A 21,218-nucleotide genomic window follows, 5' to 3' on the forward strand; every position below is an offset into this window, starting at 1 on the left:
CCGGCCTGTTGGTCCAAGCGTGCGGGATGGCGGTATTGCCCATCCGCCAGGCGGTATTGGCCACCCGTCAGGCCGGCACCTCGGTCGGCCAATCGGCCTTAGGGGAAACCGAGTTGATTGATACACCCGACATCGGGATCAACACGCAGGGGGTTCGCAAGACCGGCGGATACGTCGGGACTCTCGCGGACGCCGCGAGCAAGCACCTGGCCCATGCGCTGGACGCCGCGAGCAAGCACCTGGCCCATGCGCCGGATGCCGGCTACGCCGTGGGCGACGACCAGTGGGGTCGGCAGTCGGGGACATCGCTGAACGCCTGTGCCAGAGCGTGGGAGGACCACATGGTCGACCTCGCCAACCGGCTGGCGCAAGGGGCGCAGGACGTCGCCAACGCGGCCAACGCCTACGACGTCGTTGACGTGGCGGCCGAACGTCGAATGCGACTGGCTCTGGGTGACCTGGGGAAGGGCTGACGGTGGTTGATTTCACGAGCCTCCTGGTGGCGGGTGGGTTCGGTCTCCTCCCCGTCTTCGTGGAACTGTTCCTGGCCTGGGACGTCGGCGATTCCGACCCGTCGGGGAACGGAGACTGCGGCGGCTTCGCCGTCATCCACGGCGTCCTGGCGCTGCTGACATAGCGAGCACGAGCCGCCGGGGCGGCGCCGGTGCGTTCGGCCGCCTCGTGCGACACCCGTGGTCGTTGCGGCGGTCGTGCCGGTGATTCGGGGTTCCCGCTGGATACCCTCGCTGGGTTGCTCGGCGAGGGAGGCCGTACTCACGGGGGTGCGGCGGCCCCTGGTCGGTGCACCCCTCGTGGCGGGTCTGTGTGGGCCGGGCGACGTCCACCAGATCGTCTGAACACGAGGAGTGCAGTCATGGCTGAGGTGAAGCTGACCGCCGAACTGCGGACTGACTTCGGTAAGGGCCCTGCCCGCCGGGCCCGTCGGGAGAACAAGATCCCGGGCGTTATCTATGGACACGGCGCCGAGCCGAAACATGTGCTGATCGAGGGCCACGCGCTGATGATGGCGCTGAAGACCCCGAACGTCCTGATCAACCTGGATGTCGCGGGGAAAGGTGAACTGGTCATCCCCAAGGCCGTGCAGCGTGAGCCCATTCGGGGCTTTCTGGTCCATGTGGACCTCCTGGCGGTGAAGAAGGGCGAGAAGGTCACCGTCGAGGTGCCGATCCACACCGCGGGCGAGCTGGCCCCCGGCGGCAACCTCATCGAGCACATCCTGAACACGCTGTCGGTCGAGGCCGAGGCCACCCGGATCCCGGAAGCGGTCACCGTCTCCATCGAGGGCCTGGACGCCGGCCACACCATCCACGCCAAGGACATCCCGCTGCCGCCCGGCACCGCCCTGGCCATCGAGGAGGACGCCCCCGTCCTGCAGATCGTCGCGGCCCAGGCCGAGGTGCCGGCCGAGGAGGAGGCCGCCGAGGAGGAAGCGGAGGGCGAGGCCGCGGAAGCCGCCGAGAGCTGATCCCGGGACGCCGGACATCAGACAGCGGGCGGGGAGGGGCCGGACAGCGACAGCGTGTCCGGCGCCGCCGCCGTGCAGCGTCCAGAGGGCGGGTGGAGAACGGCGAGGGTGGCGGCTGCTCGCGGATGCCCCTGCATGGCTTCATGCAGGGGCATGAAGTGCTGAATGAAGTGTTAATACACACGCGTTAATCTGCGGCTACGGATGTCGTGCGTGGCATCCCGTCCGTACAGTCGGGCGGTTGCGACGGGAACCAGGCCAAGGAGGGCGCGATGGCGGCGCAGGACGGCGGAGCGGCGCGGTTGATGCGGCTGTTCGACGGGCATCGGCTGACGCCCACCCAGCGGCGGATCGCGCACTGCCTGGTGCGACGGGCCGCCGACGCGCCGTTCCTGTCCAGCGTGGAGGTCGCCGAGCTGGCGGGGGTGAGCCAGCCGTCGGTGACCCGGTTCGCGGTGGCGCTGGGCTTCGACGGCTACCCGGCGCTGCGGCGGCATCTGCGGGAGGTCGCTCCAGCGCCGCAGGCCACCGCGGAGACCGACACGGACAACGAGTACCAGCAGGCCGTGCGGGCCGAGATCGAGAACCTGCGGCATCTCGCCGCGCTACTGGCCGACCCGGAGCCCGTCGCGCGGGCCGGGCGGCTGCTGGCCGCGTCCAGGCCGCTGCTGGTACTGGGGTTGCGGGCGGCGGGGGCGCAGGCGCGGGGTTTCGGGTACTTCGCGGCCAAGGTGCACCCGGACGTCCGGCTGCTCGACGAGGGCGGCACCGCGCTCGTCGACCGCATCGACGCGGCCAAGCGCGCGGGCGCGACCGCGCTGCTGTGCTTCGCGTTGCCGCGCCACCCGCGCGAGGTGGTGAACGCCCTGGAGTACGCGAAGGAGGCCGGGCTGACGGTGGTCACCGTCGCCGACAGCTCGTTCGCGCCGGTCGCCAAGCACTCCGACCTGCTGCTGCCCGCGGCCGTCGGCACCGGGCTGGTCTTCGACACGCCGTGCGCGCCGATGATGCTGGGCCGGGTGCTGCTGGAGGCGATGTGCGACAACCTGCCGGAGGCGCAGGCGCGGCTTGAGGAGTTCGATGCCCGGGCCGCGGCGCGCGGGCTCTTCGTCGACTGATGATGTCCGGTTCCTCTCTCACGCCGTTTTGACGTTCGCTGAGTAACCTCCGCCCCGGAAGGTGTCGATTCCGGATGTGCGGAGGACGGTCGTGGGGCGCGGGGCTTATGCGCTGGCTCGGGTCGCGGTGATGGTGCGGGCGGCTGCGCGGTGGTGCTGGTGGCTCGGAGCGTTGGCGGCGGTCACCGGAGCCTTCGTACCGGGATTCACAGGGCGCCGGATCGGGGGACTGAGCGGCGCGGCGCTCTTCGTCATCGGCGCCGGGGCCGGGTATCTCGCCCGCCGCAAGCGGTACGCCGCACTCGCGGGCGCCTCGACACACGCCGCCAAGTCGGCCTTCCTGCAGGACCGGCGGGTCACCGTCGGCCAGTGGCTGCGGCCGCGCGGCTGGAGGCTGCTGCTGGCGTTCGCGGCGGCGTTCGGCACGTCGGCCGTGGCGCCCGCGGCGGGCGGCATGCTGCTGGCCGGGGTCGGCGCCGGGCTGTGGGCGAAGGCGGTCTGGCTCGGCCGCTGGGAGCGGGCCCATGAGGCGCTGCTGTGGGTGCGACCGGAACAGGCGCTGCGTCGTGGCCCGGCGGGCAAGGACGTGCGGGCCTACCTGATGACCGGCCCGGCCGCCGGAGACGCCAGGCCGGGCGGGGCCCGACGGGCGGTCAGGTCAGCGCGCTGAGCGCCTCCGGCTGGGCACCGCCGCTCTCCGCGACGATCTCGTCCAGCGTCTGCGGCGCCCGTACCGTCGCGAACCGCACGCCGCTGCCGTCGCTGACGTACCCGTAAATGCCGGGGCGCGCCAGCGAGTTGTACTGGTAGTGGTTGGAGAAGTAGTACGCACCGGTGTCCAGCAGCGCGACCAGGTCGCCTTCCTCCAGCGGCGGCAGTTCGCGGGCCTCGGCGACGATGTCGCCCGCGAAGCAGCAGGGCCCGGCCACGTCCTGGGCGACCCGTTCGCCGCTCTTGGGGTGGCCCTTGTCGTCCAGCGCGGTGACCCGGATCGGCCATGCGCCGGGGGCGTAGACGGTACGGGTGGCGAGCTGCGCGCCCGCGTGGGTGACCGCGATCGGGCGGCCGCCCGCCGTCTTGGTGTACTCCACGCGAGCCAGGATCGTGCCGTGCTTGGCCAGCAGCGAGCGCCCGAACTCGGTGACGATGCCGTAGCGGCCGTCGAACAGACCGGGGACGGTGGCCCGCAGCAGCCGTGCGTACGCGCGATGTGTCGGTGTGGTCACGTCGGAGGCGAAGTTCACCGGCAGTCCGCCCCCGATGTCCAGCGTGTCGATCTGCTGGCGGCCGGTGACCGCGTTGATGCGCTCGGCGAGTTCGTAGGTGACCCGTACGCCCTCGGCCATCAGCTCCAACGGGCAGCCCTGCGAGCCGGTATGGGCGTGCAGCCGGGTCACCCAGGGGCGCCGCGCACAGCTGCGGACCAGCCAGTCGACGGCGCCCGGATCACGCAGCGGCAGGCCGAACTTCGAGCGGTCGGTGGCGGTGCTGGTGGCGGCGATGCTGCCGCCGCCGATCTGCGGATTGACCCGCAGGCCGATGGGGGACGTGGTGCTGGATCCGGCGAGGAGCGCGTCCAGGCGGTCCAGCTCCTGCGGGTTGTCCGCGTTGACGGCGACCCCGAGCGCCAGGGCTTCGCGCAGTTCGGCGGCGGTCTTGGCGGGGGAGTCCAGGACGATGTGGGAAACGGGCACCCCGGCGGCGCGGGCCAGCGCCAGTTCGCCGGGGCTGGCCACCTCGCAGCCGATGCCCTCGGCGTACAGCAGCCGCAGCACGGGGACGAGGGATGCGGCCTTCACTGCGAAGGCGTGGCTGACGGACACCCCGGGCGTGGCGAACGCGGCACGCAGCTCGCGGGCCGACTCCCTGATTCCGGTGGCGTCCAGCAGCCCCACGACGGGCAGGTCGGCGCCGAGCACCCCTTGTGCCACGGCCGCGCGCAGGGCGTGCGCCCGGCGGGTCGCCGGATCAGGCAGGGCGGTGACGCCGTCGAACTCCGCAGATGCCATGGCCCCACTTCACCATCAGCGGCGCCGACAGGCCAGTACTGGCGAATACCGGCGCCGGCACCTGTTGACTGGAAGTATTCACACGGCAAGTATGTGAATGACCCGATCCACATCCGGTCGGGAGACGACGCTGAGGAGGCGACCCGCATGTCCGCAACGCCCGTAGGTGAACCCGGCCCCCGCCCGGTCCGGGCTCCGCGTGGCACCCAGCTCAGTGCCCGCGGCTGGCAGCAGGAGGCCGCGCTGCGGATGCTGCAGAACAACCTCGACCCCGAGGTCGCCGAGCACCCCGACAAGCTGGTCGTCTACGGCGGTACGGGCAAGGCCGCACGCGACTGGCGCTCGTTCGACGCCATGGTCCGCACCCTGCAGGGGCTGAAGCAGGACGAGACGATGCTCGTCCAGTCCGGCCGCCCGGTCGGTGTGATGACCACCCACGAGTGGGCGCCGCGAGTGCTCATCGCCAACTCCAACCTGGTCGGCGACTGGGCGAACTGGGAGGAGTTCCGCCGTCTGGAGGCCCTCGGCCTGACGATGTACGGCCAGATGACCGCCGGGTCCTGGATCTACATCGGCACCCAGGGCATTCTCCAGGGCACCTACGAGACGTTCGCGGCGGTGGCGGCGAAGCGGTTCGGCGGCTCGCTGGCCGGGACGATCACCCTGACCGCCGGGCTCGGCGGCATGGGCGGCGCCCAGCCGCTCGCCGTCACCATGAACGACGGCGTGGCCATCTGCATCGACTGCGACCCGCGCGCCATCGACCGGCGCATCGAGCACCGGTACCTGGATGTGAAGGCCGACTCGCTCGACCACGCCCTGGAACTGGCGACCACCGCACGCGACCAGCGCAAGCCGCTGTCGATCGGCCTGCTCGGCAACGCCGCCGAACTGCTGCCGCGCATGCTGGAGATGGGCGCGCCCATCGACATCGTCACCGACCAGACGAGCGCCCACGACCCGCTGAGCTACCTGCCGCTGGGTGTCGCCTTTGAGGACATGGCCGACTACGCCAAGGAGAAGCCCGCCGACTTCACCCAGCGCGCGCGGGAGTCCATGGCCAAGCACGTCGAGGCGATGGTCGGCTTCCTGGACGCGGGCGCCGAGGTCTTCGACTACGGCAACTCCATCCGCGGCGAGGCCCGACTCGCCGGATATGACCGGGCGTTCGCCTTCCCCGGTTTCGTGCCCGCGTACATCCGGCCGCTGTTCTGCGAGGGCAAGGGCCCGTTCCGGTGGGCGGCGCTGTCCGGTGACCCGAAGGACATCGCGGCCACCGACCGGGCGATCCTCGACCTCTTCCCGGAGAACGAGTCCCTCGCCCGCTGGATCAAGATGGCGGGCGAGCGCGTCCACTTCCAGGGCCTGCCCGCACGCATCTGCTGGCTCGGCTACGGTGAGCGGGACAAGGCCGGTGAGCGCTTCAACGACATGGTGGCGAGCGGTGAGTTGACCGCACCCATCGTCATCGGCCGCGACCACCTCGACTGCGGCTCGGTGGCATCCCCGTACCGCGAGACCGAGGCGATGCTCGACGGCTCCGACGCGATCGCCGACTGGCCGCTGCTCAACGCCATGGTCAACGTGGCCTCCGGCGCCTCCTGGGTCTCCATCCACCACGGCGGTGGCGTGGGCATGGGCCGCTCCATCCACGCGGGCCAGGTCACCGTCGCCGACGGCACCGCGCTCGCGGCGGAGAAGATCCGCCGTGTGCTCACCAACGATCCCGGGATGGGCGTCATCCGGCACGTGGACGCCGGGTACGACCGTGCGGAGGAGATCGCGGCGGAGCGCGACGTACGGGTTCCCATGCGGGAGGGCGCGTGAATCGCGCTGCAAGGTCCGCGGGCAGTCGTTCCGACCGCCCGCGGCCGGCTGGGTTCCACGAGATGTGGAAGGACCTCCTTCCGATCGGGCGGGACGCCCGCAGCGGCGGGTACCGCCGGTTCGCCTGGACCGGCGCCGACGCCGACTGCCGGGCATGGTTCCGGACCCAGGCCGAGGCACGCGGCCTGGAGTACGAGGTGGACCGCAACGGCAACCAGTGGGCGTGGCTCGGCGACCCCAAGGCGGGGGACGCCGTCGTCACCGGCTCGCATCTGGACTCCGTCCCCGACGGCGGCGCGTTCGACGGCCCGCTCGGCGTCGTCTCGTCCTTCGCCGCCGTGGACGAGTTGCGGGCCCGGGGCGCCGGCCCGAGCCGCCCGCTGGCGATCGTCAACTTCGGCGATGAGGAAGGTGCCCGGTTCGGCCTGGCCTGTGTCGGCTCCCGGCTCGCCGCCGGGCAGCTCACCGCCGACCGGGCCGCCGAGCTGCGTGACGCGGACGGCATCAGCCTCCCGCAGGCCATGGAACGCGCCGGATACGACCCCGAGGCCATCGGCCCCGACCCCGAGCGGCTCGCCCGGATCGGCGCGTTCGTGGAACTGCACGTCGAGCAGGGCCGAGCGCTGGACCTCAGTGGGGACCCGGTCGGCGTCGCCTCCGCGATCTGGCCGCACGGCCGCTGGCGCTTCGACTTCCATGGCGAGGCCAACCACGCCGGGACGACCCGGCTTGAGGACCGCCGCGACCCGATGCTGACGTACGCCAACACCGTGCTGGCCGCGCGCAAGAAGGCGCGGCTGGCCGGCGCCCTGGCCACCTTCGGCAAGGTCGCGGTGGAACCCAACGGCGTCAACGCCATCCCCTCCCTGGTCCGCGGCTGGCTGGACTCACGGGCCGCCGACGAGCAGACCCTCGCCGCCGTGGTCGAGGAGATCGAGCGGGCGGCCACCGAGCGCGGCGGGCGGGACGGCGTCGAGGTCCGGGTCACCCGGGAGTCCTTCACCCCGGTGGTGGAGTTCGAGCACGCGTTGCGCGACACGGCCGCCGGGCTGCTGTCGGCCGAAGGCCGCGCCATCCCGGTACTGCCCACCGGGGCGGGACACGACGCGGGTATTTTGTCCGCCTCCGTTCCGACCGCCATGCTGTTCGTACGGAACCCCACCGGGGTCTCGCACTCTCCGGCCGAGCACGCCGCCGAGGACGACTGCCTCGCCGGAGTGCTCGCGCTCGCCGACGTACTGGAGGGCCTGGCGTGTCGCTGACACCGCAGACCTACTGGGCGGAACACGCCTGGATCGACGGCCGCGTCGAGAGCGACGTGGTGATCGAATCCGCCCCGGACGGCCGGATCGCGGCCGTCCGGACATCGGTCGAGGTCCCGCCCGCGGGCTCGGTGGGCCTGCGCGGGCTCACCCTGCCGGGCCTGGCCAACGCGCACTCGCACGCCTTCCACCGCGCCCTGCGCGGCACGGTCCAGGCCGATCACGGCGCCGGAGCGGCACCGGGGAGGCAGGGCCAGGCGACCGCCGGGGACGGCCAGCGGGCGCCGGACTCGTTCTGGACCTGGCGCGAGGTGATGTACGCCGTCGCCCAGAACCTCACCCCCGAGCGGTACTTCGACCTCGCCCGCGTCGTCTACGCGGAGATGGCGCTGGCCGGGATCACCTGCGTCGGCGAGTTCCACTACGTCCACCACCAGCCCGACGGGACCCCCTACGGCGAGCCGAACGCCATGGGCGACGCGCTGATCGCCGCCGCGGCGGAAGCCGGAATCCGGATCACCCTCCTCGACACCTGCTATCTGTCCTCCGGTTTCGGCGCTGCCCCGGCCGCCCGCCAACTCCGCTTCAGCGACGGCGACGCGGACGCCTGGGCGGCGCGCGCCTCCGCGATCAAGGCGGACGGCGAGCACGCCCGGGTCGGAGCGGCCATCCACTCGGTGCGGGCGGTGCCCGCCGGGCAACTGGCCACCGTCGTGCGCTGGGCCGACGAACGGCATGCACCGCTGCACGTCCATCTCTCCGAGCAGACCGCGGAGAACGAAGCCTGCCTCCAGGCCCACGGCCGCACGCCCACCCAACTGCTCGCCGACCACGGCGCACTCGGCCCGCGCACCACCGCCGTACACGCAACCCACCTCACGGAACAGGACATCCGCCTCCTCGGGGGCGCCGCGGCGACCGTCTGCATGTGCCCCACCACCGAGCGGGACCTCGCGGACGGCATCGGTCCAGCCGTGCAACTCCAGGACGCCGGCAGCCCGTTGAGCCTCGGCAGCGACAGCCACGCGGTCATCGACCTGCTCGAAGAGGCCCGCGCGATGGAACTGGACGAGCGGCTGCGCACCGGCAAGCGCGGGCACTGGACGGCGGCCCAACTCCTGCGTGCCGCGACCGAGGACGGACATGCGTGCCTCGGCTGGTCCGACGCGGGCCGCATCGAGCCCGGCTACCTCGCCGACTTCACCACGATCGCGCTGGACTCGATCCGTACCGCGGGCACCCCGCCGCGCCTGGGCCCCGAGACGGCCGTATTCGCCGCCTCCAACGCGGACGTACGCCACACCGTGGTCGCGGGTCGGCACGTGGTACGCGAGGGACACCACCAACTGGTCCAGCACGCGCCCGGAGCGATGGCCGAGGCCATCGCCGCCGTGCGCACCCCATGACCCCGCAGCTGAAGGACACCACCGCACCGATGGCGACCGCGATCACCAACATCAGCAGCCTCGTCACCAACAACCCCTCCCTCGGCCGGGGCCCACTGGGCCTCATCGACGACGCGGCCGTCGTCATCGACGGCGACCGCATCGCCTGGGTCGGCACTACAAGCAAAGCACCCGCCACTGACAGTCACATCGACGCCGGCGGCAGGGCGGTGCTCCCGGGCTTCGTGGACTCCCACTCCCACCTGGTCTTCGCGGGCGACCGCACCGCCGAGTTCAACGCCCGCATGGAGGGCCGCGCCTACTCGGCGGGCGGCATCCGCACCACCGTCGCCGCCACCCGCGCCGCCTCCGACGCCGAACTCGAGGCCACCGTGGCCCGCTATGTGGCCGAGGCACTGCGCCAGGGCACGACCACCATGGAGACCAAGTCCGGCTACGGGCTCACCGTCGAGGACGAGGCGCGCGCACTGCGCATAGCGGCCCGCCACACCGACGAAGTGACGTTCCTCGGCGCGCACATCGTCGCTCCGGAGTACGCCGACGATCCGGCCGGATACGTGGACCTGGTGACCGGTCCGATGCTGGACGCGTGCGCACCGCACGCCCGGTGGGTCGATGTCTTCTGCGAGCGCGGCGCCTTCGACGGCGACCAGGCCCGTACGATCCTGACCGCCGGAGCCGCCCGCGGCCTGACGCCGCGCGTCCACGCCAACCAACTCGGTCCCGGGCCCGGCGTCCAGCTCGCCGTGGAGCTCGGTGCCGCCTCCGCAGACCACTGCACGCACCTCACCGACGCCGATGTCGACGCGCTCGCCAGCGGCGACACCGTCGCCACCCTGCTACCCGGTGCCGAGTTCTCCACCCGGGCCCGGTACCCCGACGCACGGCGGCTGTTGGACGCCGGGGCCACCGTCGCGCTGTCCACCGACTGCAACCCGGGTTCTTCCTTCACCAGCTCCATGCCGTTCTGCATCGCCCTGGCGGTACGGGACATGGGCATGACGCCCGACGAGGCGGTGTACGCGGCCACCGCGGGCGGCGCCCGGGCGCTGCGCCGCACGGACGTCGGCCGGGTCGCCGAGGGTGCCCGGGCCGACCTGCTACTCCTCGACGCGCCCTCGCATGTGCATCTGGCCTACCGGCCGGGTGTTCCCCTGGCCTCGGCCGTGTGGCGCGCGGGTGTGAAGGTGGCGTAGGGCCTTCCTGCCTACGCCACTGGCGTGTTGACGGGTTGTGGCTGTTGTACGACCGCCGGGTCGCACAAGCCACCGCACCGACGCAGCGGCCCGGCGGTGCCGAACGCACCGCCGGGCCGCTGGAGAATCCGCCGGAAGGGCCCCGCTCACTCCTCCACGAGCAGCCCGCGCCGCAGCCGGGACAGCGTGCGCGTCAGCAGTCGTGAGACGTGCATCTGCGAGATGCCGAGTTCCTCGCCGATCTCGGACTGGGTCAGATTGCCGACGAAGCGCAGCGAGAGGATCTTCCGGTCCCGTGCCGACAGCTCCGCGATCAGCGGTTTGAGGGACTCCACGTACTCGATGCCCTCCAGGCCGTGGTCCTCGTAGCCGATCCGGTCCGCCAGCGCGCCCTCGGAGTCGTCCTCCTCCGGCTGGGCGTCCAGCGAGCTCGCGGTGTAGGCGTTGCTCGCGGCCATGCCCTCGACGACCTCGTTCTCACTGAGCCCGAGCCGGTCCGCCAGCTCGGTCACGGTGGGGGAGCGGTCCAGGTTCTGGGCGAGCTCGTCACCGGCCTTGGCCAGGTCGAGCCGCAGCTCCTGAAGCCGTCGCGGTACCCGTACCGACCAGCTGGTGTCGCGGAAGAACCGCTTGATCTCGCCGATGATCGTCGGCATCGCGAATGTGGGGAACTCCACGCCGCGGCTGAGCTCGAAGCGGTCGATCGCCTTGATCAGTCCGATCGTGCCGACCTGGACGATGTCCTCCATCGGCTCGCTGCGGGAGCGGAAGCGGGAGGCCGCGAACTTCACCAGGGCGAGATTCAGCTCCACCAGGGTGTTGCGGACGTACGCGTGCTCGTGGGTGCCTTCCTCAAGCGTCTCCAGGCGCTGGAAGAGCGTCTTGGACAGGGCCCTCGCATCCAGCGGCGCCACCTCGTCGAACGGCGGGATCACCGGCAGATCGGCGAGTCCCTCCAGGTCGCCGAGCGGTCCTGTCGACGCCTCTGGCGCCTCCAAGCGTCCGGTCTCCGGCTCCGCAGCGGATCCGGTGTCCGTCTCCTGAAGCGTCTGTGCGTCGAGCTGGGGTGCCATGATCTCCTCCCTCGGGCAGGCGTCAGAGGTTGCCGCTGCCATTCGCTGGCGTACTGCTGTGCGGCGCCTCCCACCGGCCGTGTACGGACATCTCCTTTCCAGCCCTACCCGTTTTCGCGCCCGGGTTGCAAGTTTCCGGTGAAGTCATGATGGAGCTGTTGCGACTGCGGGAAGGTACCCTGCGTGGCCTCCACATCGACTACCGTCCGGTTGTCGGACGGCGTAAGGTTCGAGGGCGCAGTCACCAGGCAACCAGGAGGAACGCGCATGGACCGCGGGATGGTCGGGACCGCCGGCCGAGACCGTCTCAGTGTCGCTGTGCAGCGGCGCGGGCACTGTGCGATCTTCACCCCCGCCGGTGAGCTGGATCACCACACCGCCGAGCTGCTGCGGGAGCCGATGGAGAGCAGCGTCGACGAGGGCTGCAACAAGCTCGTCGTGGACTGTTCGCGGCTTGAGTTCTGCGATTCCACAGGCCTGAACGTGCTGCTCGGGGCCCGGCTGAGGGCCGAGGCCGCCGGGGGCGGGGTGCACCTCGCCGGACTTCTCCCTGTGGTGGCACGGGTGTTCGAGATCACCGGTGCTGAAGCTGTTTTCACTGTCCATGACACTCTCGCCGACGCGCTGAACGAGTGATGTGAAGCCGTGGCGGGCGCCCGTCGGCTGCGGGCGACCATCGCCACACCGGCTCGCGAGAATCTGTGGGTGTTGCCCGGGTTCCGTCGGGCAGGAGACTCCTCGAACTGTCGGACATCGGTGAGGTGAAGCGCTGATGAGCACCACCCGGCCCTTTGCGCCGGACGATCGTGATCGTAATCACGGTGACGTCCGCGACTCAGACGTGCCCGCGGCGGGCACGCCGGGCTACCAGGTGCGCCGTGTCACGCTCGCCGATGCCAGTGGCGTCGTTCCGCTCGCCCGCGACTTCACCCGTCAGGCGCTGCACGACTGGGGCTGGCTGCCCGCCGCCACCGATGACCGGCGGGCGAGCGCGGAGGACATCCTGCTGGTGGTGTCCGAGCTGGTCACCAATGCCTGCCTGCACGGCGGCGGTCCCCAGGAGCTACGGCTGCACGCCGCCCCCAAGCTGCTACGGCTTGAGGTCTCCGACGGCGGTTCCGGCGACCCCGCCCCCCGCAGCCCGCACCGGGCGGGGCGTCCCGGGGGGCACGGCATGTTCATAGTGCAGCGGCTCTGCCTGGACTGGGGCGTGATGCGGGACCCGGTCAGCCCCGGGAAAACCGTTTGGGCGGAGGTCGCCTGGCCCGGATGAGCCAACGCGCGGCGCCCGGGCAGGCCCTCCGCGCCGTCCGGGGCACCGCGTGCAGCGTCGGTCCGCCTGCCGTGCTCACATCAGAGATGACCAGGGCCCGGTCGGCCTCGACCCGGGTCATACAGACGAACGGCGGCACGATCGGCGGGACCGGCAGCTGATCGGGTGTGAACGTCAGGCACAGCACCCCTTCGAGGCAGCCGCTGAACCGGGTCAGGTAGAGCGTCCCATCGCCGGTGAGGTCCAACTGGTCGGCGCCGGGCGCCAGTTCCGGCCCGCCGCGCGGGTCCGCAGCCGGTGGTCGGTCAACGAGGGCCGTGCGCATCCGCAGCACCATCGCCTTCCGCGGACCCGCCGCGGTGAGCACCTCGGTGACCCCGGCGATGATGAAGCCGTCCGGTGCGAACCGCGTCGCGGTCACCATAGGCGGCGTGTTCTGCGCCGGAGCGCCCGCGTAGCGGGGCGGCTCCGGTGCGGTACCGGGCACGGGCGCGGGTACCGCCCCGGCGGTGGATGACCCTTGCCGTCGGTGGAGTGGTCGGTCTGGACGAAGCCGGCAAGCCCCTTGCTGATCAGCTTTCCCGAGGAGACCTGGAAGCCGGTGCCGGAGACCGCGAATGAGGCGGCGATCACGCCCTGGGCCATTCGGGCGGCGAGCGCGCCGACCGCGCCGACCGCGGGCAACGTGACAACCACCGCCTTCTTCCAGGCCGTTCTGCCTTCCGGCATGGTGCGCCGTGCGGTGCCCAGGCGGTTCCTCCGTCGCGTCGGAAGACCCTCTGCCATACTGCGGATGACCCGCGGCAGTTGGAGAGTGGGGCGGAATTTGAATAATAGTCAACGCTCTGGGCAGCGGTCGCCGGCGACCGCCCGGGACACCGAGCGGTCTCGGGCCCGGCGGGCCGAACTCATCGCGATCGGCCGCAAGTTGTTCGCGGACACCTCGTACGACGCGCTGTCCATGGACGACATCGCCCGTCACGCCGACGTGGCCAAGGGACTGATCTACTACTACTTCAAGAACAAGCGCGGCTACTACCTGGCGATCATCGAGGAGTCGGTCGCCGAACTCGTCGTCAGGTCGGACAGCGACACCGGCCTGCCCCCGGCCGAGCGGGTGCGCCGCACCATCGACGGCTATCTGCGCTACGCCCAGCACCACCAGGCCGCGTACCGCACCATCATCACCGGCGGCGTCGGCTTCGACACCGAGGTGCACGCCATCCGCGACGGGGTGCGCGAGGCGATCCTGACCACGATCGCGCACGGGGCATGGGGCCGTGGCGAGATCCAGCTGGTGACCCGGATGGCGCTGATCGGCTGGATGTCGGCGGTGGAGGGCGTCACCCTCGACTGGCTCGCCCACCAGGAGCTGCCGCGGGAGACGGTTCAGGCGCTCCTGGTGCGGATGCTGGGGGACGCGCTGCGCGCGATCGAGCACTTCGGGCCCAGCTGTCCGGCGCCGGTGCCCGGCAGCTGATGCCGGGGCTCCTCGCGGTGGCGGCCGCCTCGCCGCGTACTCCGGATTCCGGTGCTGTCCTTGCACCTTGTCTTCCCTCGGCAAGGGTCCCGGCGTACGGTCGAGGCCCAAATCTGATGTGCCGTCAGTAACTTTCCGGCCGAAGGGAGATTGGCGGTGTCGTACTCCACGCGCAGGACGACGGCCCGGGGCGGAGCGCTCGTCCTGGCCGGGACGGTGATGGCGGGGGTGGCGTTGAGCACCGCCCCGACCGCGTACGCCACGACGGTTCCCGTCGACTACCAGTGCAAGACCCCGATCGGCGACAAGGGCGCCGTCTCGCCCATCGACATCAAGGCCGACCAGAGCGGCTCGGACTACAAGCTCACCATGTCCTTCCAGAAGGGTGTCTCGTCCAGCCCCATCGAACTCGGAAAGGGCGCGATGAACCCCAGCGCCGTCATCAGGGTCGGCGGTGCCGACTCCGGGACGGTCAATGTGTCGGGCCCGCCGAACGACGCGCCGATCCCCGCCAACACCCCCATAAAGATCAGTGACTTGACGGGTACGTACACCCCGCACGCCAGTGGCAAGGTCACCTTCACCGCGGGCACCCTCACCATCAAGGCGCTCGGCACCACCACGACGTGTACGGCGAGCAACAACCCCGGTCCCTCGCTCACCCTGGACGTCAGCGCGGCGGGCGGGTCCGGGGGCTCGGGCGGCTCCAGCTCCGCCTCCGGTTCCGGTTCCAGTTCCTCGTCCGGCTCCGGCGGCCAGCTCCCGCAGACCGGTCCGGCCGACTCCGCGATCGCGTTGGGCACCTTCGGCGGCACGGTGCTGCTGCTCGGCGCGGGCGGCGTGCTGTGGCTGACCCGGAGGAACCAGACGCGCTAGGCCCTGTCCGCCGGACGGGCTCTGGCGCGCGGCAGCGGAAGGAGTGCGGCTCATGGCGTCCGTCAAGGCGTCGCTCGTGTCCTCGGTCGTGTCGTCGCCCAGGTCGTCGGGAGCGCGGGCCACCGGCGCCGTCATCGCGGTGCTGCTGGTGTGCGCCGCCCTCGGCGGGTGGACCGCGGCGCCCGCCGGTGACCGCCCGTACTTCTACCTGGAAAGCGGTCCCGGCACGGTGCTGCGGGACACCGTCTCGGTGGCCAACACCTCAGGCAGGCCCGAGCGGTTCACGCTCTACGGCGTCGACGGACACCTCACCGCCAAGGGATCCCTCGCGGTCCGCAGCGCCGCCGACAGCAAGGACTCCGGCACCTGGACGCGCTTCGCCTCGTCCTCGGTGAACGTTCCGGCCAGGACCCGCGCCGACGTTCCGTTCACCGTCACGGTGCCCGGCACGGCGCCGCCCGGTGACCATCCGGCCGCCATCGTCGTCGAGGACAGCGCGGGGCAGCGGGCCACCGTGCCGGTCCATCTGCGGGTCACCGGACCCGCCCTGGCCGCGCTCGGCGTCGAGGACCTGGCGGTGGTACGGACCGTGCACGGCACCGAGATCCGCTACGTCCTGGTCAACCGCGGCAACACCCCGCTGACCCCGAGCGCCGCCGTACGGGCGGACGGTCTGTTCGGAACGTCACTGCGCCGCCCGGCGCGCCGGCTGGCGGTGCTGCCGCCCGGCCAGCGGGCCCGGATCGCCGAGCGATGGCCGCACCCCCCGGCGCTGGACCGCGTACGGATGCGGGTGACGGCCACGGCGGACGGCCGTACGACGGCCGTCGGTACCGCTTCCTACACCGCCGTGCCCTGGGCGCTGGTCGGCGGGGTGTGCGCGGGCGGCGGATGCGTCGCCGTGCCGTTGCTCGTACGACGCCGTAGCCGCGCGCCGGACCGATCCGAGGACGGCGGGCAACCCGGCGACAGCGCCCGGGAACTGGCGGGAGCGACGACATGACACGGCGAAACCGGTGCGCGGCAGCCGTCCTCGCACTGCTGCTGCCCCTCCTCGTACTGGCCGCGCCCGGCCCGGCGACCGCTGCCGGGGCGTCCGTCCGGCTGTCCGCCCAACAGGCGGGCGCGGGCGGCTCGATCACCGTGACCGGGTCGGGCTGGCGCCCGAACACCCTGCTGACGATGCTGATCTGCGGCCAGAACGCCATCGGGGGCACCAACTCCTGTGCCAATGCCACCGGGCGGGCGGTCACCACCGACGCGTCCGGCGCGTTCAGCAGACGACTGCCGGTCGCCGAGCCGCCCAAGCCGTGCCCGTGCGTGGTGCATGTCGCGACCGTCATGGGCGATCCGGTCATCGTGGACGCCGCGTTCAGCGTGGCCGGGCACCCGGTGGCGCCGCTGCCGTCGGACATCGGTGGCGGGCGGCTCGCCGCGCTCGGCGCCCGTCTCGACGGCAGCAGCGGTCTGCTGACCTGGTTCGGTGCGCCCGCTCAGCGCCAACTCGTGGTCACCGTGGGCAACATGGGCTCTGACCGGGCGAAGGACCCGATCTTCAAGGTGGGCGTCTCACACGGTGTCTACGCGCCGCGGTGGCAGGACCAGCAGTGGCGGGGCACCGTGGAACCCGGTGCGAGGGCGCAGGTCAGCCTGCCGGTCGAGCTGGCGTCCGGGGCGCACGGTGACTACCGGGTGACGCTGCAGTACGGCGACAAGGTGCTGGTCGAGCAGCCGTGGAGCGTCTCACGTCCGTGGGGCGTGACCCTCTTCTGGATCCTGCTGTTCATCGTCGTTCCGGCCGCGGTCTTCCGGATCGGCATGGCGATCGTCGACCGTCTGCGCCCACCGGCGGCCACCCGGCGCCACAGCCTGGCCCACGCCCGTATCCGGGTCCGCACCCGCACTCCCGCCCACCGGAGCACCACCCCGGCCCCTGCCACCTCGCACCGCTCCGGAAGCCTGCCGTGGTTCACCCCGGACACCCGTCCGGCGGACCGCCGCACACCCTCCGCACCGTCGACCGATGACCACCCCACTGCGAAGGGAAGCACGTGACACGTACCCGAACGCGACCACCCACGAGCCGGACCGCCAGCGCGGTCGGAGTCGCGCTGCTACTCGGCGGGGCATCCCTGGTCTGGGCCGCGGGACCGGCCCATGCCGCCGAGTCGGACTTCGCCACCCAGTGCGTCCCACCGCCGATCTCCGGCCTGCCGCCCGTCAAGGGCACCACGAAGGCCGACATCACCGCCCCGGCCACCGCGACCGTGGGCGACGAGATCACGGTGGTCTGGAAGACCGTCCAGGCGGCGTCCAACAACCCCGGCATCATCGACCTCGGCAAGGACACCGTGCAGCCGAGCGGGAACCTGGCGGTCGGTGGCGCGCAGACCGGCACGCTGGCCGTCCAGGGTGCGCGCGTCAACCCGCCGATCCCCAAGAACAGCCCCATGGTGCTGTCCGACATGACCGGCAAGCTGAAGCTCACGACGGCGGGGGATGTGACGCTCACCCCCTCGGACTACGACATCAACGTCAGCCAGCCGATCTCCACCGACACCAAGTGCAAGGCGACCGCCACCGTTCCGCCCGCCGTCACCATCAAGGTGACCGCGGGCGGCGGCAGTTCAGGCGGCACTTCCGGCGGCACCAGCGCAGGCGGTACGAGCGCGGGCGGCACCAGCGCGGGCGGTACGAGCGCAGGCGGCACCAGCGCGGGCGGTACGAGCAGCGGCGGTACGGCCGCGGGCGGCACCAGCAGCGGCGGTACCGGCAGTTCCGGCGGTACGGGCAGCGGGGGCACCAGTGGTGGGGACACCGGTGGCACCAGCGGCGGCTCCGGCGGCGGAACGTCCTTCACCGGCAAGCCCGTTGACGTCGACTACCAGTGCGTGACCCCGATCGGCAACAAGAGCGCGGTCTCCCCGGTGCAGATCAACGCCGAGAAGAGCGGCGGCGACTTCGGCCTGACCGTGCACTTCGGCAAGAGCGTGATGAACAGCCCGGCGGACATCCCCGCCAACTCCGTCAAGCCGTCGATGCAGGTGAAGGTCGGCGGGGCGGACAAGGGCACGGTCCCGGTCGCCGGGCCGACCAACCCACAGCCCATCAAGGCCGGCGACCCCATCACGATCCCGGACCTGAAGGGCACCTACAAGCCGGGCGCCACCGGAAAGTCAACGCTCACCCCGGGCGTCCTGACCGTCAACGCACTCGGCACCACGACCACCTGCTCCCCGGCGAAGGACCCGGGCGTCTCCCTGACCCTCGACACCTCCGCCCAGCAGGGCGGCACCAGCAGCGGCGGAACCTCCACCGGTACCAGCGGTACCAGCGGCGGTACGGGCACGTCCTCCGGCTCGGGCTCCGGCGGCCTCGCCCAGACTGGCGCGAGCGACATCGGCGCGCTGCACGCCCTCGCACTGGTGGCGGGCACCGTCATCCTGCTGGGCGGCGCGATCTTCACCTTCACCCCCTGGCGCAAGCTGCGCCGGTGAAACACCGAGAGGGCCCCGGGACGGATGTCCCGGGGCCCTCTCCACCGCTTGTCAGCGGGGCGTCAGTGCACGTCGCCCATCAGATTGATGATCCGCTTCCGCCAGATCACCACCGCGACACCGGCGAGCACGGCCACCGCGCCCTGGATCGCGAACGACGCCTCGGACAGGAACGCGTTGCCCGCCACCAGCTGGATGATCGCGGCGGTGCAGTCACCCGCCGTCACGGCCAGGAACCACAGACCCATCATCTGGCCCGCGTACTTGGCCGGGGCCAGCTTCGTGGTGACCGACAGACCGACCGGCGAGAGGCACAGCTCCGCGACCGTCTGGACCAGATAGACCATCGCCAGCCACAGCGGGGTGACCTTCGCGCCGCCCGCGGCCGCCGCCTGCGCCAGCATCATCACGCCGAAGGAGGCGCCGATGCCGATCAGACCGTAGGCGAACTTCACCGTGGTGCTCGGGTTGCGGTCCCGCAGCTTGATCCAGAGCATCGCGACGAACGGGGCCAGCGCCATGATGTAGAGCGGGTTCAGCGACTGGAACCAACTGCTGGGGAAGTTGAAGCCGAACAGCTTCGAGGCGGTGTTGTCGCTCGCGAAGACCGTCAGGGTCGAGCCGGACTGGTCGTAGATCATCCAGAACACCGCGGCCGCGATGAAGAACCAGATGTATCCGGTCACCTTCGACTTCTCGTCCGCCGTGATGTCCTTGTCACGGCGGATCTTGACGAAGTACCAAGCGGGCAGCGCCAGTCCGGCCAGCGACAGCGGCCACAGCGCCCAGTTGATGGTGAACGAGCCGGTGGCGACGACGATGGCGTAGAAGACCACCGCGGCGCCGGACCACAGGCTGGCCTTCTTCAGCAGCGCGGTGCGCTCCTCGGCCCGCAGCGGGGCCGGAACGACGCTGCTCTCCTCCGCCAGATGGCGGGTGCCCAGCAGGAACTGGCCGAGACCCAGCGCCATGCCGACACCGGCGAGCGCGAAGCCCAGGTGCCAGTTGACGCTCTGCCCGACCGTGCCGATGACCAGCGGCGCGGCGAAGGCACCGAGGTTGATGCCCATGTAGAAGATCGTGAACGCACCGTCCCGGCGCGGGTCGTTCCGGTCCGGGTAGAGGTGGCCGACCATCGTGGAGATGTTGGCCTTCAGCAGACCGGAGCCGACCGCGATGAAGACCAGGCCGACGAAGAACGAGGCCTCGAACGGCACGGCCAGCAGGAAGTGGCCGATCATGATGATCGTGCCGGCCACGGCCACCGTCTTGCGGGGACCCCACAGACGGTCGGCGATCCAGCCGCCCGGCATGGCGAGCAGGTACACCGTCGCGTTGTAGACGGAGTAGATGGCCGCGCCCGTGGCGGCCGCGAAGGCGAGACCGCCCTTGGAAGCGGGGGCGACCAGATAGAGCACGAGCAGCGCGCGCATGCCGTAGAAGCTGAACCGCTCCCACATCTCGGTCATGAAGAGAGTGGCCAGGCCGCGGGGGTGGCCGAAGAAGGTCTTGCCGCCGTTCGCAGGGGTTGCCTGCGCCGCGGCGTCCTTCGTCAGGCTGGACGCCATGGTCGTTCCTTGGGTGCTCAGAGTGTGCGCTGGGGGGAACGCACACCCGGTGGGGGAGGCCGGCACCGGCGCGCACCGCCCGCCCCCAACGCCCAGGGGGTTCGCTCCCTTGTCAGGGGGAGCGACAGAGCAGTCGCACACCGGGATCCACGCCCGCGCGCTTGCGTCGCGGGCCCGGCCGACAGGTCATTCACTGTTGTCGAGGCTGGAGGTAGGCCAACCCCGCACAGAAAGAGACTCTTGGCGCGTCGTTCGGCCGAGAGTCTCTTGGTCGTGCTAACGGACGTTCGCCCCAAGGTAGGTCAAGAGGCGCGGCCAATGCACCGACTTGAGATATTCGTCACAGGGGCGCGAGGAGTCGCGCGATCCACCTCCCGGCGCTCCGAGCCCCGTCGACGATCCGGTGGGCGTCCGCCCGCGCGCCCCTGTGGCCAGCTACGCGGACTACCATCAGCCCATGACCCGCGTACTGCTCGCCGAGGACGATGCTTCGATCTCGGAACCGCTCGCTCGCGCGCTGCGCCGCGAAGGCTACGAGGTCGAGGTGCGCGAAGACGGACCCACGGCACTCGACGCCGGACTGCAGGGCGCCGTGGACCTGCTCGTTCTGGATCTCGGCCTGCCTGGCATGGACGGCCTGGAGGTGTGCCGACGGCTGCGCACCGAGGGCCATGGCTTCCCGGTGCTGGTGCTCACCGCCCGCGCCGACGAGGTGGACACGGTGGTCGGCCTGGACGCCGGTGCCGACGACTACGTGACCAAGCCGTTCCGGCTCGCCGAGCTGCTCGCCCGGGTGCGGGCACTGCTGCGGCGCGGTAGCGCCGAGGCCCAGCCCACCACCCAGGGCGTGCGGATCGACGTCGAGTCGCACCGCGCCTGGATCGGCGACGACGAACTCTCCCTCACCGCCAAGGAGTTCGACCTGCTGCGCGTACTGGTACGGGACGCGGGCCGGGTCGTCACCCGTGACCAGCTGATGCGCGAGGTCTGGGACACCACCTGGTGGTCCTCGACCAAGACGCTCGACATGCACATCTCCTGGCTGCGCAAGAAGCTCGGCGACGATGCCGCCAATCCGCGCTACATCTCCACCGTCCGGGGCGTCGGCTTCCGTTTCGAGAAGAACTAGAAGAACGAGAAGTGTCTG

22 protein-coding genes are annotated in these 21,218 nt (G+C 71.3%); 17 read left to right on the top strand and 5 right to left on the bottom strand.

What is annotated here, in order from left to right; all coding sequences use genetic code 11:
* Positions 1-26: 26 nt before the first annotated feature.
* From P2L57_RS32980 to P2L57_RS33000, 5 genes are all read left to right on the top strand, one after another.
* On the top strand, positions 27-473 hold the full coding sequence (locus tag P2L57_RS32980; protein ID WP_275820878.1) for a hypothetical protein: 447 nt from the start codon (positions 27-29) through the stop codon (positions 471-473).
* A gap of 2 nt (positions 474-475) precedes the next feature.
* Positions 476-637 carry a hypothetical protein gene (locus tag P2L57_RS32985; RefSeq protein ID WP_275820880.1) on the top strand — a complete coding sequence of 54 codons (162 nt, stop codon included), beginning with the start codon at positions 476-478 and terminating at the stop codon, positions 635-637.
* Between the two features lie 237 nt (positions 638-874).
* Positions 875-1,486, top strand: a complete 612-nt coding sequence (locus P2L57_RS32990; RefSeq protein WP_275820882.1) for a 50S ribosomal protein L25/general stress protein Ctc — start codon at positions 875-877, stop codon at positions 1,484-1,486.
* Positions 1,487-1,758: 272 nt separating this feature from the next.
* Positions 1,759-2,604 (top strand): MurR/RpiR family transcriptional regulator, encoded by an 846-nt coding sequence (locus P2L57_RS32995; protein WP_275820884.1) that lies wholly within the window; start codon positions 1,759-1,761, stop codon positions 2,602-2,604.
* Positions 2,605-2,695: 91 nt separating this feature from the next.
* Positions 2,696-3,274 (top strand): hypothetical protein, encoded by a 579-nt coding sequence (locus P2L57_RS33000; RefSeq protein ID WP_275820886.1) that lies wholly within the window; start codon positions 2,696-2,698, stop codon positions 3,272-3,274.
* On the opposite strand, the gene P2L57_RS33005 is transcribed toward P2L57_RS33000, so the two are convergent.
* Positions 3,258-4,613: a type III PLP-dependent enzyme domain-containing protein gene (locus tag P2L57_RS33005; protein WP_275820888.1), complete on the bottom strand. Its 1,356-nt coding sequence runs from the start codon at positions 4,611-4,613 to the stop codon at positions 3,258-3,260. The genes P2L57_RS33000 and P2L57_RS33005 overlap by 17 nt on opposite strands.
* 147 nt (positions 4,614-4,760) lie before the next feature.
* On the opposite strand from P2L57_RS33005, the gene hutU reads away from it, so the two are divergent.
* The 4 genes from hutU to hutI all read left to right on the top strand — a co-directional run bounded on the left by hutU (position 4,761) and on the right by hutI (position 10,304).
* A complete protein-coding gene (gene hutU / locus P2L57_RS33010; RefSeq protein ID WP_275820890.1) occupies positions 4,761-6,440 on the top strand; it encodes a urocanate hydratase in 1,680 nt (559 codons plus the stop codon).
* Positions 6,441-6,502: 62 nt separating this feature from the next.
* Positions 6,503-7,702, top strand: coding sequence for an allantoate amidohydrolase (locus P2L57_RS33015; protein WP_275820892.1), 1,200 nt, complete (start codon positions 6,503-6,505; stop codon positions 7,700-7,702).
* Positions 7,693-9,108 (top strand): formimidoylglutamate deiminase, encoded by a 1,416-nt coding sequence (locus P2L57_RS33020; RefSeq protein WP_372516023.1) that lies wholly within the window; start codon positions 7,693-7,695, stop codon positions 9,106-9,108. The genes P2L57_RS33015 and P2L57_RS33020 overlap by 10 nt, the downstream gene beginning before the upstream one ends.
* 29 nt (positions 9,109-9,137) lie before the next feature.
* Complete coding sequence (gene hutI, locus P2L57_RS33025; RefSeq protein WP_308292541.1) at positions 9,138-10,304, top strand: imidazolonepropionase; 1,167 nt, start codon at positions 9,138-9,140, stop codon at positions 10,302-10,304.
* 146 nt (positions 10,305-10,450) lie between these two features.
* On the opposite strand, the gene P2L57_RS33030 is transcribed toward hutI, so the two are convergent.
* The gene (locus P2L57_RS33030; RefSeq protein ID WP_275820896.1) at positions 10,451-11,377 is read right to left on the bottom strand and encodes an RNA polymerase sigma factor SigF; all 927 of its coding nucleotides are present in this window, start codon (positions 11,375-11,377) and stop codon (positions 10,451-10,453) included.
* A 267-nt stretch (positions 11,378-11,644) separates the two neighbouring features.
* On the opposite strand from P2L57_RS33030, the gene P2L57_RS33035 reads away from it, so the two are divergent.
* Together P2L57_RS33035 and P2L57_RS33040 are read left to right on the top strand one after the other, a co-directional pair.
* Positions 11,645-12,013 (top strand): STAS domain-containing protein, encoded by a 369-nt coding sequence (locus P2L57_RS33035; RefSeq protein ID WP_275820898.1) that lies wholly within the window; start codon positions 11,645-11,647, stop codon positions 12,011-12,013.
* Positions 12,014-12,149: 136 nt separating this feature from the next.
* On the top strand, positions 12,150-12,650 hold the full coding sequence (locus tag P2L57_RS33040; RefSeq protein ID WP_275820900.1) for an ATP-binding protein: 501 nt from the start codon (positions 12,150-12,152) through the stop codon (positions 12,648-12,650).
* Here the strand turns inward: P2L57_RS33040 and P2L57_RS33045 are convergent.
* Positions 12,604-13,074, bottom strand: coding sequence for a hypothetical protein (locus P2L57_RS33045; protein WP_275820902.1), 471 nt, complete (start codon positions 13,072-13,074; stop codon positions 12,604-12,606). The two genes, P2L57_RS33040 and P2L57_RS33045, sit on opposite strands and share 47 nt — an antisense overlap.
* The gene (locus tag P2L57_RS33050) at positions 13,068-13,379 is read right to left on the bottom strand and encodes a hypothetical protein (RefSeq protein WP_308292540.1); all 312 of its coding nucleotides are present in this window, start codon (positions 13,377-13,379) and stop codon (positions 13,068-13,070) included. Before P2L57_RS33050 ends, P2L57_RS33045 begins: the two co-directional genes overlap by 7 nt.
* 97 nt (positions 13,380-13,476) lie before the next feature.
* On the opposite strand from P2L57_RS33050, the gene P2L57_RS33055 reads away from it, so the two are divergent.
* From P2L57_RS33055 to P2L57_RS33075, 5 genes are all read left to right on the top strand, one after another.
* Positions 13,477-14,130 carry a TetR/AcrR family transcriptional regulator gene (locus tag P2L57_RS33055; protein ID WP_275820988.1) on the top strand — a complete coding sequence of 218 codons (654 nt, stop codon included), beginning with the start codon at positions 13,477-13,479 and terminating at the stop codon, positions 14,128-14,130.
* 156 nt (positions 14,131-14,286) lie between these two features.
* Positions 14,287-15,006: an LPXTG cell wall anchor domain-containing protein gene (locus tag P2L57_RS33060; protein ID WP_275820904.1), complete on the top strand. Its 720-nt coding sequence runs from the start codon at positions 14,287-14,289 to the stop codon at positions 15,004-15,006.
* A 52-nt stretch (positions 15,007-15,058) separates the two neighbouring features.
* On the top strand, positions 15,059-16,009 hold the full coding sequence (locus P2L57_RS33065; protein ID WP_275820906.1) for a COG1470 family protein: 951 nt from the start codon (positions 15,059-15,061) through the stop codon (positions 16,007-16,009).
* Positions 16,006-17,061: a neocarzinostatin apoprotein domain-containing protein gene (locus P2L57_RS33070; protein ID WP_275820908.1), complete on the top strand. Its 1,056-nt coding sequence runs from the start codon at positions 16,006-16,008 to the stop codon at positions 17,059-17,061. Before P2L57_RS33065 ends, P2L57_RS33070 begins: the two co-directional genes overlap by 4 nt.
* The gene (locus tag P2L57_RS33075; protein WP_275820911.1) at positions 17,058-18,503 is read left to right on the top strand and encodes a hypothetical protein; all 1,446 of its coding nucleotides are present in this window, start codon (positions 17,058-17,060) and stop codon (positions 18,501-18,503) included. Before P2L57_RS33070 ends, P2L57_RS33075 begins: the two co-directional genes overlap by 4 nt.
* A 62-nt stretch (positions 18,504-18,565) precedes the next feature.
* Here P2L57_RS33075 and P2L57_RS33080 read toward each other — a convergent pair whose 3' ends face one another.
* Positions 18,566-20,071, bottom strand: coding sequence for a peptide MFS transporter (locus P2L57_RS33080; RefSeq protein ID WP_275820913.1), 1,506 nt, complete (start codon positions 20,069-20,071; stop codon positions 18,566-18,568).
* Between the two features lie 457 nt (positions 20,072-20,528).
* Between P2L57_RS33080 and P2L57_RS33085 the strand changes: the two genes are divergently transcribed.
* Entirely contained in the window at positions 20,529-21,200 is a 672-nt protein-coding gene (locus P2L57_RS33085) for a response regulator transcription factor (protein ID WP_275820915.1), read from the top strand.
* Positions 21,201-21,218: the final 18 nt, after the last annotated feature.

Source organism: Streptantibioticus ferralitis (assembly GCF_029223525.1).
GTDB classification, from domain to species: domain Bacteria; phylum Actinomycetota; class Actinomycetes; order Streptomycetales; family Streptomycetaceae; genus Streptantibioticus_A; species Streptantibioticus_A ferralitis.